At 44.8% G+C, this 14,504-nt stretch carries 14 protein-coding genes and 1 other annotated feature; of the genes, 13 read left to right on the forward strand and 1 reads right to left on the reverse strand.

What is annotated here, in order from left to right; all coding sequences use genetic code 11:
• Nucleotides 1–72: 72 nt before the first annotated feature.
• On the reverse strand, nt 73–771 hold the full coding sequence (locus AB5213_RS12215) for an RluA family pseudouridine synthase (RefSeq protein WP_368276795.1): 699 nt from the start codon (nt 769–771) through the stop codon (nt 73–75).
• 112 nt (nt 772–883) lie between these two features.
• Nucleotides 884–1,085: a binding site (T-box leader), on the forward strand.
• 155 nt (nt 1,086–1,240) lie between these two features.
• Here AB5213_RS12215 and proS point away from each other — a divergent pair.
• From proS to AB5213_RS12280, 13 genes are all read left to right on the forward strand, one after another.
• The gene (gene proS / locus AB5213_RS12220; protein ID WP_008370004.1) at nt 1,241–2,686 is read left to right on the forward strand and encodes a proline--tRNA ligase; all 1,446 of its coding nucleotides are present in this window, start codon (nt 1,241–1,243) and stop codon (nt 2,684–2,686) included.
• A gap of 12 nt (nt 2,687–2,698) precedes the next feature.
• Complete coding sequence (locus AB5213_RS12225) at nt 2,699–4,027, forward strand: CCA tRNA nucleotidyltransferase (protein WP_055156192.1); 1,329 nt, start codon at nt 2,699–2,701, stop codon at nt 4,025–4,027.
• A gap of 77 nt (nt 4,028–4,104) precedes the next feature.
• Nucleotides 4,105–5,100: a CotS family spore coat protein gene (locus tag AB5213_RS12230; RefSeq protein WP_022220221.1), complete on the forward strand. Its 996-nt coding sequence runs from the start codon at nt 4,105–4,107 to the stop codon at nt 5,098–5,100.
• A 172-nt stretch (nt 5,101–5,272) separates the two neighbouring features.
• Entirely contained in the window at nt 5,273–5,548 is a 276-nt protein-coding gene (locus AB5213_RS12235; protein ID WP_117557536.1) for an HU family DNA-binding protein, read from the forward strand.
• 78 nt (nt 5,549–5,626) lie between these two features.
• Nucleotides 5,627–5,866 (forward strand): RNA-binding S4 domain-containing protein, encoded by a 240-nt coding sequence (locus AB5213_RS12240; protein ID WP_022220222.1) that lies wholly within the window; start codon nt 5,627–5,629, stop codon nt 5,864–5,866.
• A 121-nt stretch (nt 5,867–5,987) separates the two neighbouring features.
• On the forward strand, nt 5,988–6,278 hold the full coding sequence (gene yabP, locus AB5213_RS12245; protein ID WP_008370015.1) for a sporulation protein YabP: 291 nt from the start codon (nt 5,988–5,990) through the stop codon (nt 6,276–6,278).
• 11 nt (nt 6,279–6,289) lie between these two features.
• Nucleotides 6,290–6,634, forward strand: a complete 345-nt coding sequence (gene yabQ, locus AB5213_RS12250; RefSeq protein ID WP_008370017.1) for a spore cortex biosynthesis protein YabQ — start codon at nt 6,290–6,292, stop codon at nt 6,632–6,634.
• Nucleotides 6,635–6,718: 84 nt separating this feature from the next.
• Nucleotides 6,719–7,042 carry a septum formation initiator family protein gene (locus AB5213_RS12255; protein ID WP_008370019.1) on the forward strand — a complete coding sequence of 108 codons (324 nt, stop codon included), beginning with the start codon at nt 6,719–6,721 and terminating at the stop codon, nt 7,040–7,042.
• 72 nt (nt 7,043–7,114) lie between these two features.
• A complete protein-coding gene (locus AB5213_RS12260; protein WP_022220223.1) occupies nt 7,115–8,533 on the forward strand; it encodes a SpoIIE family protein phosphatase in 1,419 nt (472 codons plus the stop codon).
• Nucleotides 8,534–8,552: 19 nt separating this feature from the next.
• Entirely contained in the window at nt 8,553–9,995 is a 1,443-nt protein-coding gene (gene tilS / locus AB5213_RS12265) for a tRNA lysidine(34) synthetase TilS (RefSeq protein WP_368276781.1), read from the forward strand.
• Nucleotides 9,946–10,467 (forward strand): hypoxanthine phosphoribosyltransferase, encoded by a 522-nt coding sequence (hpt, locus tag AB5213_RS12270; RefSeq protein WP_044998745.1) that lies wholly within the window; start codon nt 9,946–9,948, stop codon nt 10,465–10,467. Before tilS ends, hpt begins: the two co-directional genes overlap by 50 nt.
• A 19-nt stretch (nt 10,468–10,486) precedes the next feature.
• On the forward strand, nt 10,487–12,304 hold the full coding sequence (gene ftsH / locus AB5213_RS12275) for an ATP-dependent zinc metalloprotease FtsH (RefSeq protein WP_022220226.1): 1,818 nt from the start codon (nt 10,487–10,489) through the stop codon (nt 12,302–12,304).
• A 10-nt stretch (nt 12,305–12,314) separates the two neighbouring features.
• On the forward strand, nt 12,315–14,357 hold the full coding sequence (locus AB5213_RS12280) for a glycoside hydrolase family 13 protein (RefSeq protein ID WP_195368323.1): 2,043 nt from the start codon (nt 12,315–12,317) through the stop codon (nt 14,355–14,357).
• Nucleotides 14,358–14,504 lie beyond the last annotated feature (147 nt).

A 14,504-nucleotide genomic window follows, 5' to 3' on the forward strand; every position in this document is an offset into this window, starting at 1 on the left:
TTGATACCAAATTTTCAACCTGTATAAAATTTTCAATGTTCTTAAATTTAGCCTTGACTTTTTATTTGCAGGCTAATCTGCTTTTGTTTCCAACTGTTCCCAGTTACATGGGACTTCAAATTCCATGCGTTTTCCGGTGGTCGGATGGCAGAAAGAAAGCCGGAAAGCCCGCAGTGCAATCGGGAAATATCCTCTTTTATTTACAAATTCCGGGTTATATTTGTTGTCACCCCAGAGTGGTGCGCCTGCACCTGCCATCTGGACACGGATCTGGTGATGGCGTCCGGTTCCGAGATGGATCTGAACAACGGATAAGCCAGTCACTTCGGAAGTTTCCAGTATTTTATACGAAAGGACAGCTTTTTTGGCACCGGGTGTATTTTTACTGCAGATGCGGGAGGTGTTGGTGCGGCCGTCCTTTACCAGATAATCGGTCAGAGTGCCAGAGTCCGGAAGGGATCCACATACTACAGCCTGGTAGTATTTTTCGAATTGATCGTTCTGTAACTGCTGGTTCAGATTTTTCGCAGCCGCAGGTGTGCGGGCAAAAACCAGGATGCCGGAAACCGGTTGATCCAGTCTGTGGATCACGGCAAGATAAGGTGGCTTATGTCCGGCATGATGTGAAGAATGGATGAACAGATAATTTTTCAGAATGCTCTCCATGTCCTGTGTACCGATCTTTTTTGTCTGCACGGGAACACCGGCAGGTTTGTGGCAGACCAGAATCTGGTCGTCTTCATATAGAATTTCAGGTGTTTGCAAAATAATTCCTCCCCATATGCGAAAATTTTGTTTCTTTGATTAAAACATAACGGAAAGGGCTTGTCAATTGGGTTGACAAATCCGAAAATCTCAATTAAACTCTATAGTAAATCGAAGAGATTTGACGATGAAGAGGACTAGTATATGATGAAAGTGGCACAGAGAGGCTTCTGGCTGGTGGGAGGAAGCTGCATGGAAATTATAGAACCGACCTTGGAGTTCCGCATGAAAAGTGTGGCGTATGCCTGGCGTTAACGGGTAATGAAGTGAATCGTAATACGATTAATTAGGGTGGTACCGCCGAATTTTCGGTCCCTTGTCAGGGGCATGAAGATTTGGTGTTTTTTATTTTACGGGCAAAGCATGTCTGATCTGAATCCCCTGCATCCGGCAGAGGCTGCAGAGAGCAGCATCTTCTGGTTTTATGATAACCTTATTTATAAAATCAAAAATGAAGAGAAGGAGAACTTTATCAATGGCTAAGGAAAAGAAATTTGTACAGGCGATTACCTCTCGTGATGAAGATTTCGCACAGTGGTATACCGACGTTGTAAGAGAAGCAAAGCTTTGTGATTATTCAAGTGTAAAAGGATGTCTTAATTATCTTCCAAATGGATATGCAATCTGGGAGAAGATCCAGGCAGACCTTGACAAGAGATTTAAAGAGACAGGTGTTGAAAACGTATATCTGCCAATGCTGATCCCGGAGAACCTTCTCCAGAAGGAAAGTGATCATATCGAAGGATTTGCACCGGAAGTTGCATGGGTAACAAAAGGTGGTCTTGAGACTCTTCAGGAGCCAATGTGCATCCGTCCGACATCGGAGACTCTGTTCTGCGACCTGTGGGCAAGAACCGTACAGTCTTACCGTGACCTTCCGAAAGTATGGAATCAGTGGTGTTCGGTACTTCGCTGGGAGAAGACAACCAGACCGTTCCTTCGTTCCAGAGAATTCTTATGGCAGGAAGGACATACCATTCATGCAACTTATGAAGAAGCAGAACAGAGAACACTGACCATGCTTCGTGTATATCAGGAACTGATCCGTGATTCCCTTGCAATCCCGTTCGTATCAGGTCCGAAGACAGAGAGCGAGAAGTTCGCAGGTGCACAGGACACTTACACCGTAGAAGCTCTGATGCATGACGGAAAAGCACTTCAGTCTGCAACCAGCCATTTCTTCGGAAATGCGTTCCCGGATGCATTTGACATCAAATATCTGGATAAGAACAATGAACTTCACAGCGTATATGAGACTTCATGGGGACTGTCTACACGTATCATCGGAGCCCTGATCATGGTTCACGGTGATGACAGCGGACTTGTTCTTCCACCGAGAATCGCACCGGTTCAAACAAGAGTCATTCCGATCGCACAGCACAAAGAAGGCGTTCTTGAAAAAGCAAATGAACTGACAGAGAGACTGAAAAAAGCTGGCTACAGCGTGAAGATCGACGATTCTGAGAAGAGCCCTGGATGGAAATTCAGTGAACAGGAAATGCTTGGTATCCCGACACGTATCGAGATCGGACCAAAGGATATCGAACAGAACCAGGTTGTTGTTGTACGTCGTGATACAAGAGAAAAGATCGTTGTTTCTTTAGATGAGATCGAGACAAAACTTGGCGAGATCCTTGAAACAATCCAGAAGGATATGTATGACCGTGCAAAAGCATTCCTTGACAGCCATATTGATTTTGCTGAAACCATGGATGAAATGAATGAAAAATTCAACACCAAACGTGGATTCATCAAAGCAAAATGGTGTGGAAGCGCAGAATGTGAAGATGAGATCAAGGCAGCAACAGGTGGAGCAACCACCCGCTGTATCTGCAAAGAGGATCAGGTAAAAGACGGAGATACCTGTATTTTCTGTGGCAAACAGGCTAAACATGTTGTTTATTTTGGAAAAGCATACTAGGAGCGAATGTATATGAAAATTCAGTTACCTGAAAAGGTGAATCGAATTATAACTACATTACAAAAACATGGCTTTGAGGCATATGCAGTCGGCGGCTGCGTCCGGGATTCTTTTCTCGGACGTGTGCCGGGTGACTGGGATATCACAACATCGGCAGCGCCGGAAGAGACAAAGTCATTATTTGCCAGAACTTTTGACACCGGAATCGAGCATGGAACGATTACGGTGCTTTTAAATGGAGAAGGATTTGAAGTGACGACATACCGGATTGACGGGAAATACGAAGACAACCGGCATCCGAGTAAAGTGCAGTTTACCAGAAGTCTGTCAGAGGATCTGCTGCGCAGGGATTTTACGATCAATGCGATGGCGTACAATGAACAGGACGGACTGGTAGATCTGTTTCATGGGATGGAGGATCTGAAAAAAGGTGTGATCCGTTGTGTGGGAAATGCTGAGGCACGTTTTTCGGAGGATGCCCTGCGGATTTTGAGGGCGATCCGTTTTTCGGCGCAGCTTGGATTTGAGATTGAGAAAGAGACCAGACAGGCAATCCGAAAACTTGCACCAAATCTTTCCTATATCAGTGCAGAACGTATCCAGACAGAGCTTGTAAAGCTTCTGGTCTCCGATCATCCGGAAAAGATCCAGGATGCATATGAGCTTGGGATCACAAAGGTGATCCTCCCGGAATTCGACGCAATGATGGAAACAACACAGGAAACTTTGCATCACTGTTATAATGTAGGTGAGCATACGATCCATGCGCTGATGAATATTCCGGCAGATAAAGTGCTGCGTCTTACAATGCTGTTTCACGATACGGGGAAACCGGCACGAAAGACGGTCGATCCGGATGGGACGGCACATTTTAAAGGGCATGCATACGTCAGCGAAGAACTCACAAAGTCGATCATGCATCGCTTGAAATTCGATAATGATACGCTGCGTAAGGTGTCAAAGCTGGTGCTGTATCATGATGACCGGATGCCTGCAACGATGAAGCATGTACGCCGCGCAATGAACCGGATCAGTGCGGAACTGTTCCCGTATTATATGAAGGTACGGATGGCTGATACGTTGGCACAGAGTGATTATCAGCGTGATAAGAAGCTGGAAAATCTGGCTGGTATCGAGAAGTGCTACCAGGAGATTCTGGAGAAAAAGCAATGTGTTTCTTTAAAAGAACTGAAAGTAAACGGTCAGGATCTGATCGCGGCAGGTATTGAAAAAGGACCGAAAATTGGTCAGACACTCCAGACACTTTTACAGGAAGTGATCGAGGAACCGGAGAAAAATACACGGGAATATTTACTTGCCAGAATAAAAGAACTGGAATAATCAAAAATCATGCATGACTTAAGTCTCCCCCTGCATACATTAGAAAGACCGGTAAAACAAAGCGGCAGGGGGAAGCCATGAAAGATTATGGAATCAGTGTATTGACACAATATCAGATGGAAGTATTCGGCACCCATAAAGTAAGGGGTGCTATTTTATGCGATACAGATAAGGGGCTGCTCCTCTTGAAGGAGACGCGCATGGAGGAGAGTCGGATCTGCGCGCTTGCAAAAATATATGAGCAGTTAAATGCGAATGGATTTGAATGGGTAGATACGCCTCTGCTTAATAAAGAGGATGCTTATGTCAGTAAAGCCGAGGATGGAACAGGCTATATCTTAAAGAAATGGTTTCAGGGACGTGAGTGTGATGTCAGACGTGAAAATGAACTGATCGCCGGTGCGGAAAATCTTGCCCGGATCCATCTATGCATGCGTCTGGCTGGGGAAGAAAACGGATTTGCAGGAAGAGAAGAAAATCCGGTGATCAAGGAGTATGCAAGGCATAACAGAGAACTCAGAAAGGTTCGGGAATTTGTCTGCAGAAGAAGTGTGAAAAGCCCGTTTGAGATCGCATTTTTAAAGGGATACGACCAGATGTATTTTTGGGCAGACAGAGTGCTGAAAATACTGGAAAATATGGATCTGGACAGTGTTTTTAAAGAAGCGGAGGCAGAAAATCATATGGTCCACGGAGACTATAATTATCATAATCTTCTGGTCTGTCAGGAGGGCATGGCGGTGACTGGATTTGAACATGCACACCGGGATGTTCAGATGGAAGATCTGTATTATTTCCTGCGCAAATGTATGGAAAAGCATCATTATGATGAACGGCTTGGATATCGGATGATGAGAGCGTATGATTCGGTGAATAATCTTGGGAAAAAAGAACGGGATTACCTTGCAATCCGTCTTGCTTATCCGGAAAAATTCTGGAAGATCACCAATTCGTATTACCACTCAGGAAAGGCATGGATTCCTGCAAAAAATGTCGAAAAACTTTCACTTTCTGTCGCACAGACAGAAGAAAAAAAGCGGTTTTTGCGGAATCTGTTTGCGTTTCAGATATAGCGTTCGGTTTTCTTAGATTTTAAGGGTTTAGACTTGACAAAGAAGGTAAAAACCTGTATAACATATGTAGGGTAAGGGGCGTGTCAGACCGCGTGGATACGCAGAATAAACCTAGCAAAAAGACAAAATGCCGGGGTGTTCCGGGAGTATATTTTACAGGAGGACGTAAGTCATGAATAAGACAGAATTAGTAGCTGCAGTTGCAGAACAGGCAGATATTTCAAAGAAAGATGCAGAAAAAGCATTAAAAGCATTTGTTGATGTTGTTACAGAAGAAATGAAAAAAGGTGAAAAAGTTCAGTTAGTAGGATTCGGAACTTTCGAAGTAAGCGAAAGAGCTGCAAGAGAAGGAAGAAATCCACAGACTGGAAAAACTATGAAGATCGAAGCTTGCAAGGCTCCGAAATTCAAAGCAGGAAAAGCTTTAAAAGATGCTGTTAATGCATAATTTGTAGAACATTTTTGAAAAATGGCGCAGTCTGAAAAGGGCTGCGCTTTATTCATATTACGGGAAGGGAAAATCAAAATGAGACTTGATAAATTTTTAAAGGTGTCCCGCCTGATCAAACGGCGTACCGTTGCAAATGAAGCCTGTGATGCAGGAAGAGTCCTGATCAATGGGGCGGTGGCGAAGGCTTCCACGAAAGTAAAAAAAGGTGATATCATTGAGATCCAGTTTGGAACCAAGACTGTAAAGGCAGAGGTTCTGGATCTGCGAGATACGACTAAAAAAGAAGAGGCAGCAGATTTATTTCGTTATCTTTAAAGTTCCGGAACATCTGAAAAGATGTGGTTTGAGATTGTTCCGGCAGCGGATCCGAGGCATATTTACCAGATATTATTCATACAATAACTAGAAAGACAGTATAGGAAAGGTTGGGATTTGTATGGAAGAGAGACAGCTGGTAAAACCTCAGAATCACAGGCTGGTTATCAATAACCGGAAGACAGGTACAGTAACGGGAGTGCTGGACGTTCTTTCTTTTGATTTAAATGAAATCCTGCTTGAGACAGAGCAGGGAATGCTGATGGTAAAAGGTACGGACATGCATGTAAACCGGCTGAATCTTGAAAAAGGGGAGGTCGACCTGGCAGGCAATATTGACAATATTTCTTATTCGGATATCCATTCGGGAGCAAAAGCCGGAGAAAATCTGTTGTCAAAATTGTTTCGGTAGGAGGAGAAAAAATGTCTGGTATCGGAACTGAGATCAGGGTTTTCTGCTACGCAATCCTGACCGGTGTCCTGATTGTGGCAGTCTATCTGTGGATCAGGGTTTTGCGCAGACTGGTTGCTCACAGACTGTGGCTGATCAATCTGGAGGATGCCTGTTACTGGGCAGGAATTTCCGTTTATACTTTTGTGCAGATCTATCATACGAGTGATGGTGTTCTGCGGTGGTATATCGGACTGGGGATTGCGCTCGGATCAATCGGGATGGCGTTGCTTTCAGCTGTCTTTGTAAGAGCTTACAAAAAGATTTCTACACGAATTTGTGAAAAAAGAGTAAAAAGAGTTGATAAATCTGATTAAAAACGGTACACTGTAGAAGACTAAATGGGTTTGGTAGTAAGAAGCTATACAAGATCAACTGATAGCGAAAGGTGAATAGATTAGATGGGAAGCTTAAAGAAGAACCGGAAAAAGCGTCCGGGGAGCGGGCTTCAGAAGCACAAAAGAAGTATTGTTGCGATTACCGCAGTTATTATATTATTATGCGGCATGGTTATTGTACATGGGATGGCGCTCAAAAAGAGCAATGATGCATATAAGGTGCAGGAAGAAGAACTGCAGACACAGATCGATGCGGAAAAAGAACGCTCAGAAGAAATTAATAAACTGAAAAAATATGTAGGAACAGATGAATACATCGAGGAAGTCGCCAGAGAGAAGCTGGGACTTGTAAAGGAGAATGAGATTCTGTTCCGCGCACAGCAGTAACGTAAGAAAAGCTTTGGGAAGAAAATATCCCGAAGCTTTTTTCATTCATAGAAATTTAGAGGGTGGTGGCAAATGGAGGTTAAATACAGAGAGGAGCAAGTGATCACAAGTCCATATGTAACGCAGGCAGATAAAATGGCAGTGTCGCTTCGGCATCTGGCAGACAGGTTTCTGAAAATGGAGCCGAAAAAGCAGTGTTTTACACCCGAAGAAATGACAGAAATGTATGATCGGATTACGGAAAAGGTGTGCAGAGGATGCAGCAGGAAATCAGAGTGTCTGGAGAGAAAGAAGGCAGAACACTGGCAGCTTTTTTATGATCTTTTGTGTACGATTGAAGGATATGGTGCAGAACTGAATAAAGAGATGAAACAGCATCTTCAGAGGGAGTGTATTCAGGCACCACGGTTTTTACGAGAATCACTGGAAACTTTCCAGGAGGCAAAAAGGATTCTGGTGTGGAATAATAAGATGGTACAGAGCCGTGAGGGATGTGCGGCACAGCTGGATTCTTTTGCGGACATGCTCTGCCATGTGACGAGAGATCTGGATGCGAGTATTTTTACGGATCCGCCGCTTGCAAAAAAGGTTGCGCAGCATTTCAAAAAGGCAGGGATCCGGATGCTGAGTTCCGTTTTTTTTGTGGATGAGCATGGCAGATATGAAATTCATGTAACGGTAAAAAGTGAGAAGGGAAACTGTATCCCAACCAGAAAAGCGGCAGAGCTTTTATCAGTATGTACTAAGAGAAGGATGTGCCCGGCTCAGAACGAGAGGCAGGTTCTGGGACAGGAGTATGAAACTATTGTATGTGTGGAAGGACCGGGATATTATGTGCTGCAGGGTGTGGCAAAAATGGGAAAAAACGGACAAAAGATATCTGGTGACAGTTTTCTTATGAAGACACTTCCAGGTGGAAAAGAGGCGGCAATTTTGTCAGACGGAATGGGATCTGGTGAGAGAGCGCTACAGGAAAGCGGGATGCTGGTAGAAATGCTGGAAGAGCTTCTTGGAGCAGGATTTCCTGTGGAAACTGCACTTTCCATGATCAATACGGCTCTTGTTATGGGACGGGAAGAGGTTCGCTTTTCTACGGTTGATATGAGCATTTTTGATCTCTATAATGGAAAATGTGAGTTTGTAAAAGCAGGAGCGGCAGTGACATTTCTGCGGACTAAAGACGGGGTGGAGCATATCCGTTCGGAAAGTCTTCCGCTGGGGGTAATCCAGAGACAGCAAAGTGAAAAGGAAACCAGACAGTTGGAATCCGGAGATGTGGTGGTCATGGTATCGGACGGGATCCTGGATGCGCTTCCGGCAGGAGAGCAGGAGCATTTACTGGATCTGATGATTGGGGGAAGTCCGCTGGAGAATCCGGAGGAACTGGCGAATTATATTCTGGATAAGGTGCTGGAGCTGGCGGCCGGAAAAGCAGGAGATGATATGACAGTCCTTGTGGCGGGAATCTGGAAGATGTGTTACAGTAGATAAAAGACGAGAGGAATTTACCATGTTAGAAAAAGTAGAGAACTATATCAGGCAGTGGAAGATGCTTGAAAAAGGAGATAAAGTTGTCGTTGGTCTTTCTGGAGGGGCAGATTCTGTATGCCTTTTTCTGATACTGGAAGAGCTGCGAAAAAAGATCGGATTTGAGATCCTTGCGGTACACGTGAATCACGGGATCCGTGGGGAAGAGGCAAAAGCTGATGAAGAATTTGTAAAGACACTGTGTGAGAAAAAAGAAATCCCATGCAGGAGTGTTTCGGTGGATATTCCGAAAATGGCAGCGGAATACAGGATGTCAGAAGAAGAGGCGGGAAGGACTGCACGAAGGGAAATATTTGAGCAGGCAGCGGAAGAATGGGGAGGAACAAGGATCGCACTGGCACATCATCAGGATGACAATGCAGAGACTTTTTTCCTGCATCTGGCCCGCGGCAGCGGACTTCGGGGACTCGGCGGTATATATCCGGTAAATGGGATGTATATACGGCCGCTTCTTTGCGTGGGGAGAAAAGAAATCGAGGATTATTTGAAGGGACGGGAGATGTCTTACTGCATTGATGCGACAAATATGGAAGACGCATATATGCGAAACCGCATCCGTAACCATGTGATTCCGTATTTTAAAGAAAATATCAATGAAAAAACCGTGGAGCATATGAACCGGTCTATGGATCAGCTTAGGGAGATCTGGGATTATATGGAACGGCAGACAGAAAGTGCATATCAGATTTGTACTGACCAAAATGGAGAAAAAATCTGCATCCATGCAGATGCATATCACCGACAGGAACGGCTGATCCGGAAAATGATTCTCCGGAAAGCATTGGCATTGGTGGCAGAACATGAAAAAGATCTGGAGCAGGTTCATGTAGAAAAGCTGGAGGGACTGTTTGAAAAGCAGGTTGGAAAAAGACTGGATCTTCCTTATGGGGTCTGTGCATGCAGAACCTATGAAGGGATTGAACTGAAGCGGAAAAAGAAGGACACGGAATTGGCAGAAGAAGAGAAAAATCTGGATCTGAAGCAGGTTTCGGGAAAGATATCTTACGGGAAATGGGAAATTTCCTACCGTATTTTTGAAAAAGAAGAATGCAGATGCCAGATCCCGAAAAAAACGTACACGAAATGGTTTGATTATGATATAATAAAACAGAGTGTCGCTGTACGCACCAGAAGGGCTGGCGATTTTATTGTAATTGATGAAAGCGGAGGAAGGCAGAAGCTGAAATCCTATTTTATCAATAAAAAAATACCAGTGGCAGAACGTGCCGGAATTCCTCTGATTGCAGAGGGAAGCGAGATTTTATGGATTGTGGGCTGCCGGCAGAGCAAGGCATACCAGGTGACAGAGCAGACAACGAAAATATTAGAAATTACGATAAATGGAGGAACTTTAAATGGCCGAGAAAGTGAAAATGTTAATTCCGGAAGAAGAAGTAAATGCTAGAATTGAAGAACTTGGAAAAAAAATCAGTGAAGAATATGCGGGAAAGCAGGTTCATCTGATCTGTGTTTTAAAGGGTGGAGTGTTCTTTATGTGTGAACTGGCAAAAAGGATTACAGTGCCGGTAACAATGGACTTTATGAGTGTCAGCAGCTATGGTGACGGAACCCAGTCCAGTGGAATCGTTAAGATTGCAAAAGATCTGGATGAGTCTCTGGAAGGAAAAGACGTAATTGTTGTTGAGGATATCGTAGATTCAGGACGTACTCTTTATTATCTGCTTGACATCCTTCGGAAGAGAGGACCGAAGAGCATGAAGCTTTGTACACTTCTTGATAAACCGGATCGTCGTGTGCGCGATGTACATGTAGATTATGTCGGATTTAATATCCCGGATGAATTTGTGGTAGGATTCGGTCTGGATTATGCACAAAAATATAGAAACTTACCGTACATCGGAAGTGTAGAGATGTAACAGGTGGAAGGAGCAGGTTTTGAATAATAATAAGACAAGAGGAATCAGTGGTCTTTCGATTCTACTCTGTGTTCTGGTGCTGGCAGGTGTGTACTGGTTTATGAGCCAGTCGGGTGTGCAGCAGACAGCATACACGTATCAGGATTTTCAGAAAGATCTGAAAAAAGAGAAGGTAGAAAGTGTAGAGGTCAAGCAGAACAAAGTCGCACCGACCGGGACACTGAAGATCCGGCTGAAGAATGATGATATCGAACAGCTTCATGTATCCGATGTCAACAGTGCAGAGGATCTGCTTGAATCTTATGACATTTCCTACAGTGTGGACAATGTCCCGCAAGACAGCTGGATGTCAACAACACTGGTTCCGATCATATTGATGGCAGGTATCATGGTATTTGTTGTGATGATGATGAATCGTCAGGGCGGATCGAATGCAAAAGCGATGAACTTCGGAAAGAGCAGGGCAAAGATGAGCACGCAGGAAGAAAACCATGTGACGTTTGCGCAGGTTGCCGGACTGCAGGAAGAAAAGGAAGAGCTTGCGGAGATCGTGGATTTCCTCAAGAGCCCCGGGAAGTATACGCAGGTAGGAGCCAGAATCCCGAAAGGTGTCCTTCTTGAAGGACCTCCGGGAACAGGTAAGACGCTTCTTGCAAGAGCAATTGCGGGAGAAGCAGGTGTCCCGTTCTTTACCATTTCAGGCTCTGATTTTGTGGAGATGTTTGTCGGTGTCGGAGCATCCCGTGTAAGAGATCTTTTCGAGGATGCCAAGAAAAATGCACCTTGTATTATTTTTATCGATGAGATCGATGCCGTGGCAAGACGTCGTGGAACCGGTATGGGCGGCGGACATGATGAGAGAGAGCAGACGCTGAACCAACTCCTCGTAGAGATGGATGGTTTTGGCGCGAATGAAGGAATCATCGTACTTGCAGCAACCAACCGTGTCGATATTCTTGATCCGGCGATCTTAAGACCGGGACGTTTTGACCGTAAAGTCATGGTCGGCAGACCGGATGTAAAGGGACGCCTGGAAATCCTTCAGGTTCATGCCAAGGGCAAACCGCTTGGGGATGATGTGGATCTGGAACAGGTTGCGAGAACAACGGCAGGATTTACCGGAGCTGATCTGGAAAATCTTCTGAATGAGGCTGCGATCCTTGCAGCAAAGGATGGAAGAGTGTATCTGCAACAGGAGGATATCCGCAGAGCATTTGTAAAAGTCGGAATCGGTGCAGAGAAGAAGAGTCGTGTAATTTCTGATAAAGAGAAGAAGATCACTGCATTCCATGAAGCAGGACATGCCATCTTATTCCATGTACTTCCGGATGTAGGACCGGTGTACAGCGTGTCGATCATTCCTACCGGTGTAGGGGCAGCCGGATATACGATGCCGCTTCCTGAAAAGGATGAGATGTTCAATACCAAAGGAAAGATGTTGCAGGATATTACCGTATCACTAGGTGGACGTGTGGCAGAAGAGCTGATCTTTGATGATATTACAACCGGGGCATCCCAGGATATCAAGCAGGCAACAGCATACGCCAAATCCATGGTAACGAAGTTCGGTATGTCGGAAGCACTTGGTCTTGTAAGCTATGGAGATGATAATGATGAAGTATTTATCGGAAGAGATTTTGGTCATACCTCCAGAGGTTATGGTGAACAGGTTGCCACAACGATCGACAGTGAAGTGAAGCGGATCATTGACGAATGTTATGACCGTGCAAAGACCATTATTAAAGAGCATGAAGCTGTTCTTTATAAATGTGCAGATCTGCTTCTTGAAAAAGAGAAGATTACAAGAGAAGAATTTGAAGCATTATTTGAAGAATAGAGGCTAGACTATGAAAAAAGAAGCATTGTTTTGTGATGGAACAGAGGCGTATGTGAGTCCGCCGGAACCGGAGGCAGGAGATGAACTTCAGTTGTGGTTCCGTACAGCAGCTCACGACGTAGATGAAGTCTATCTGGAAAACCGCGAACTATGCATTCCAATGAACAAAGTAATCTCAAATAAGGCATTTGACTTTTATGAAGTGAAATACAAATTAGAAGATAAACCATTCCGGTATCATTTTAAGATCAGATCAGGAAATGAGATCTGCTACTATAACAAATGGGGAGCAGAGAGCAAACTTGTGGATTATTATGATTTTAAAATCGTGCCGGGCTTTACGGCACCGGATTGGGCAAAAGGAGCGGTCATGTATCAGATTTATACAGACCGCTTCTGTAACGGCGACCCGGATAATGATGTACAGACGGGAGAGTACTTTTATATTGGAGAACAGGTTCAGCATGTAGATGACTGGTACCGGGATCCGCAGCCGATGGATGTACGGGAATTTTACGGAGGAGATATCCAGGGGATCATTGATAAACTGGATTACCTGCATGGACTTGGAGTAGAAGTTGTCTATTGTAATCCACTATTTGTATCACCATCTAATCATAAATATGACACACAGGATTACGATTATATTGATCCGCATGTCGGTAAAATTGAAGTCGATGAAGGAAGGCTTCTAGATCCGGGAGAAAATAACAATATCCATGCGGACCGTTACCGGACAAGAACTACCAGAAAAGAGAATCTGGAAGCAAGTAACCGGCTGTTCATCAAGCTGGTAGAAGAACTCCATAAGAGGGGAATGCGAATCATCATTGACGGCGTCTTCAACCATTGTGGTTCTTTCAATAAATGGCTGGACAGAGAGCTGATCTACGAGAGCGCCGATGGTTACGAAGTAGGTGCTTTTGTGTCACCGAAGAGTCCGTACCGGAATTATTTTCTATTCCACCGTACCGGGGAGAATGAATGGCCGGGCAATGGAAGCTATGACGGCTGGTGGGGACACGATACGCTGCCAAAGCTGAATTATGAAGATTCAAAAGAACTGGAAGAGTATGTTCTTGGTATCGCAAAGAAATGGGTTTCACCGCCGTATAATGTAGACGGATGGAGACTGGATGTTGCGGCAGACCTTGGAAGAAGCAATGAGTACAATCATGAATTTTGGAAGAAATTTCGTAAGGCAGTAAAAGAAGCAAATCCACATGCACTGATCCTTGCCGAGCACTATGGAGATCCGAGTGACTGGCTGCAGGGCGATGAATGGGACAGCGTTATGAATTACGATGCATTTATGGAGCCGGTCACCTGGTTTCTGACCGGGATGGAGAAACACAGTGATGAATATCGCGGCGATCTTCTCGGAAATGCAGACCATTTTATGAATGCGATGAAGCATCATATGGCAAATATGATGACACCGTCACTTCAGACGGCGATGAACCAGTTGTCAAACCATGACCATTCCCGTTTCCTGACGCGTACCAACCACAAGGTTGGCCGTGTGGGACAGCTTGGGTCGCGTGCGGCAGAAGAAGGGGTAAGCCTTGCAGTTATGCGGGAAGCGATCATCATGCAGATGACCTGGCCGGGAGCACCGACCCTTTATTATGGAGACGAAGCAGGACTTTGTGGTTTCACGGATCCGGATAACCGGAGAACTTATCCGTGGGGAAGAGAAAAACGGGATCTGATCAATTTCTACCGTGAGATGATCCAAATCCACAGAAAGTCTCTGGCTCTCAGAAAGGGGTCAATCAAGATGCTGAAAGCAGAACCGGATCTTCTGGCCTATGGAAGATTCTGGGGGAATGAGCAGATCGTGGTTATTATCAATAATTCCGATCATCTGAAGGAAGTAAGGGTTCCGGTATGGCAGGCAGAAGTTGCCGAAGGACATAATATGGCGCGAGTGATGTATTCTTATGAAGATGGGTATATTGGAGAATTCGAAGAGTATATCGTGAAAGAGGGAAATATTTCACTGATGATGGGTAAGAAATCGGCGATCGTGCTGAAGAATAAGAAGTGGTAGAATGATAAAGGTAGTACAAGCCATCCGCCGGGCGAACCTCGGAAAGTCTGGCGACTTTCCTCAGTCGCGTAGCCGCTCATTAAAATAAAAAGATACAGCCTCTGAAATGCAAGCATCCCAGAGGTTGTAGAATGATAAAGGTAGTTC

This window comes from Coprococcus sp. RTP21204st1_G4_RTP21204_210225, from assembly GCF_040915385.1.
GTDB lineage: Bacteria > Bacillota > Clostridia > Lachnospirales > Lachnospiraceae > Allocoprococcus > Allocoprococcus comes.